Annotated in this window: 5 protein-coding genes; 1 reads left to right on the forward strand and 4 read right to left on the reverse strand. The window is 65.8% G+C overall.

Annotated elements, in window-relative coordinates; translation table 11 throughout:
- The 3 genes from P1U55_RS13755 to P1U55_RS13765 form a co-directional block, all read right to left on the reverse strand.
- A partial coding sequence (locus tag P1U55_RS13755; RefSeq protein WP_301048192.1) for a 1-acyl-sn-glycerol-3-phosphate acyltransferase occupies positions 1-449 on the reverse strand: 449 nt, incomplete at its 3' end.
- Positions 449-1,369, reverse strand: a complete 921-nt coding sequence (locus P1U55_RS13760; RefSeq protein WP_301048193.1) for a cell division protein FtsX — start codon at positions 1,367-1,369, stop codon at positions 449-451. The genes P1U55_RS13760 and P1U55_RS13755, both read right to left, overlap by 1 nt.
- A gap of 8 nt (positions 1,370-1,377) precedes the next feature.
- Positions 1,378-2,055 (reverse strand): ATP-binding cassette domain-containing protein, encoded by a 678-nt coding sequence (locus P1U55_RS13765; protein ID WP_301048194.1) that lies wholly within the window; start codon positions 2,053-2,055, stop codon positions 1,378-1,380.
- Positions 2,056-2,229: 174 nt separating this feature from the next.
- Between P1U55_RS13765 and P1U55_RS13770 the strand changes: the two genes are divergently transcribed.
- Entirely contained in the window at positions 2,230-3,129 is a 900-nt protein-coding gene (locus P1U55_RS13770) for a zinc-ribbon domain-containing protein (protein WP_301048195.1), read from the forward strand.
- A gap of 54 nt (positions 3,130-3,183) precedes the next feature.
- Here P1U55_RS13770 and P1U55_RS13775 read toward each other — a convergent pair.
- Positions 3,184-3,347: DUF4175 family protein (locus tag P1U55_RS13775; RefSeq protein WP_301048197.1), on the reverse strand; the 164-nt coding region annotated here is incomplete at its 5' end.

Raw genomic sequence — 3,347 nt, forward strand, 5'->3', positions numbered from 1 at the left:
TAAATGATCATCTGGCCGGGGCGCTGGGCACCGCTGGAGACGTCTTTCATCATCTTCTGGATCGCCTGCGCCCGCTTGCCGCGATCCACCGGCACACAGCCAATGCGCAGGGCGTATTGGCCGAGGATAGGCGCATACATCAGCTCTTTTTTCATGATGAACTTGGGGCGGGGCAGCACCGAGCAGAGCAGGATGATATCAAAGAAGGATTGGTGCTTTGAGGCGATCAGCACCTCACCCTCGGGGACCGGGCCGCGCACTTCGCTGCGCAGGCCCACCATCCAGCGAGCCGACCAGCGGACATAGCGGCAATAGGTGCGGATGCCCCAGTTTGCGCCGCGCCGATCAAAGATCATGATCGGGGTGAAGAACAGCGCCAGCACCGCCATCATCAGATACATCTGCCCGACGAAAACCGCCGAGCGCAGCCATTGCACCGCGCGGCCCATCAGGTGAGCCTCCGCAGGGTGCGCAGCGCCGCCGCACGGGTGGCGGCAAAGGCGGTGACGGCGGCAAGGAGCGGCACCAGCAGCGGCAGCAACCAGCCTGCGCCGCCAAAGCTGATCCCGGTGAGGAAGCCGCCCGCCTGCGCCGAGGGCAGCAAGGCCAGCCCGAGCATGGCCAGAAGCGTGCCAATGCAGGCCCCGATCAGCGCGCGCTGGGTGAAGCGGCGCACAAAGGCGCGGGCGATATACACATCCTGTGCGCCAACCAGCCGCAGCGTGGCGATAACGCGGGCGTTGGCGGCAAGGGCCGAGCCCGCGGCGAGCGTGATCATCGCCGCCATGGAGGCCGCGATCAGCCCCAGCGCGAAAACGCCCAGTAACCGCAGCCGCGCTGCCGCCTTGATCAGCGGGGCGCGCCAGCGGGAGTGATCGTCATAAACAGCGCCCGGCACCTCGCCGGCCAGCCGCGCCTTGAGGCCGGCCACATCCAGCCCGTCTTCCTCAACCACCTCGATCAGCACCGGCACGGGCAGGTTATCAAGCGGGAGGTCCACGCCGAGCCATGGGGCCAGCAATTCACGCTGTTCGGCCTCGGGGATGCGGCGGGCGGAGGCGACGCCGGGGGTGGTTTCGAGCACTTCGAGGGCCAGGTCGGTTTGCGCGGCCATCTGCTCGTCCGGGGCAGAGATGCGCAGGGTGGCAGAGCGCGCCAGCTCATCCGACCAGCGGGTGGCCACGCGGCTCGTTGCCATGGAGAGCGCGAGCGCAAACACCGCCAGAAACGCCATGGCGCCAGAGGTAAAGAGCGTGAGCTGCGCGGTGAAGCCCGAAGGCGGCACCACCCGGTCACTTTGCCCGTCGCCCTGCACAAAAGCCCAAAGCGGCGCGATCCGGCCCTTGATGGCGGCGGCAATCCTTTGCACCGGCCCGCTCACAGGTCGGCCCCCGCAAGCTGGAGGCGGCGGTTGTTGATGCGCAGCACCCGCGCCGCCACCTTGGATTTGGCGGTGCGGATCAGGTTGAGATCATGGGTGGCGATCAGGATGGTCTTGCCCATCTTGTTCAGCTCGATCAGCAGTTGCAGCAGGCGCTGGCCCATCTCCCAATCAATGTTGCCGGTAGGCTCATCGGCCAGCACGATATCGGGTGACATCACCACCGCACGGGCCAAAGCCGCCCGCTGGCGTTCCCCGCCCGAAAGCGAGGGGGGCAGCGCCCCGGCGTGATCTTCCAGGCCAACCCATTTGAGAAGCTCCGAGATGTTTGTCTGCTCGGCGCTCACATCCTTGCCCGACACGGTGAGCGGCAGGGCCACGTTATCGTAAAGCGGCAGGTGATCGAGAAACTGGCAATCCTGATGCACAACGCCGATGCGGCGGCGCGCGCGCGCCACATCATCGCGCGAAAAGCCGGTGCCCGGTTGCTCAAACAGCGACACCCGCCCGGAGGTGGGCGCAAGTTCAAGGTAGCACAGCTTGAGCAGCGTGGTTTTGCCCGCGCCCGATGGCCCGGTCAAAAAGTGGAACGACCCCGGTGCAAGGCGCAGCGAAATGTCCGAAAGCAGCTCGCCCCCGCCATAATTATACGCCACGTTCTGAAGCTCGATCACCCGTAACCCCCTCGAAATACCACAAAGCCCCTTGTGACGCAGGCGTGGCGCGGTTGCAATTGCCGTAACCGGCAGGTTAACGCTATTTCTTTGCTTATCGTGCAACGGTTGATAAACTTGCCCAAAATAAACAGAGGCGCTCAACTGAGTATGGTTGGGATCGAGGGGGTTCGGATGCGGCTCATATGCCCGAACTGCGGGGCGCAATACGCGGTGGATGGCTCGATCATCCCCGATGGCGGTCGCGATGTGCAATGCTCCAACTGTGGGCATACCTGGTTTCAAATGCCGGAGGGGGAAGAGGCTGCGCCGCCGCCCGGCTTTGATCCCGAGCCGGGGCCGGAAACGGAGCCGGAAGCGGAGGCCAGCCCCGAACCTGCGCCAAAGCCTGCGCCGCAGGAAACCACCCGGATCACCCCGCAGCCCGATGCCACGCCAAAGCCGGACCTTGAGCCAGAGCCTGCCCCGGTGCCGCCACAGCGCCGCGCGCTGGATTCGGCGGTGATGGATGTGTTGCGCGAGGAGGCAGAGCGCGAGAAGGCCGCGCGCGCCGCCGAAGCGCGCCCTGCCCCAGAGCCATCGCCAGAGCCAGAGGCGAGCCCGGAGCCAGAGCCAAACGCCGCGCCTACGCCGGAGGCGGCCGCAGAGGGGGCCGATGATCTGCCGGAACCTGACGAACGGGTGGTTGCCTCCGAAAGCCACAAGGCGCGGATGCGCGGTGAGCACCCTGCCGCCGCCGTTGCCGCACTTTCCGGGCGTGCGGCGCACCGCAGCGAGATGCTGCCCGATATCGAAGAGATCAACTCGACCCTGCGAGCCAGTGCAGACCCGTCGCGCAGTGCCGAACAGCCGGGCGCGGTGGTTGAGGAGCAGCGCAAGAAACGCGGCTTCCGTATGGGCTTTGGCCTGATGGTGGTAATCTTCCTTGGCTTGGCACTGCTCTATCTGCACGGCCCCAAGGTGGCCCGCGCGGTGCCTGCGCTGGAAACGTCGATCACCAGCTATATCAACTCTGTCAACGCCGGACGGCTTTGGCTGGACGATCTGCTGCGCGGCGCGTCTTCGAGACAGTAACCCGGCTGCGAAAACCCGGCTGCGGTTTTGTGAACGCTGGCCTGTGCGGCGGGGTTAAAACCTGTCGAGCAGGCGGCGCAGGTATTCCAACTCAACATCCGGGCGGCCCTGCTCGGAGGAGCGCTTGCGGATTTCATCCAGCAGGTCGCGGGCGCGGCGGTAGACGTCTTCGCCCTCAAGCATGTGTTCTTCGGTGCCGAGCGGGCCGGTATCGCCCC

It is taken from the genome of Vannielia sp. (assembly GCF_029212645.1).
Lineage (GTDB): Bacteria > Pseudomonadota > Alphaproteobacteria > Rhodobacterales > Rhodobacteraceae > Vannielia.

Excerpts from the sequence above, each read along its gene's own strand:
- P1U55_RS13770 (WP_301048195.1), top strand. The coding sequence starts at position 2,230 with ATGCGGCTCATATGCCCGAACTGCGGGGCGCAATACGCGGTGGATGGC.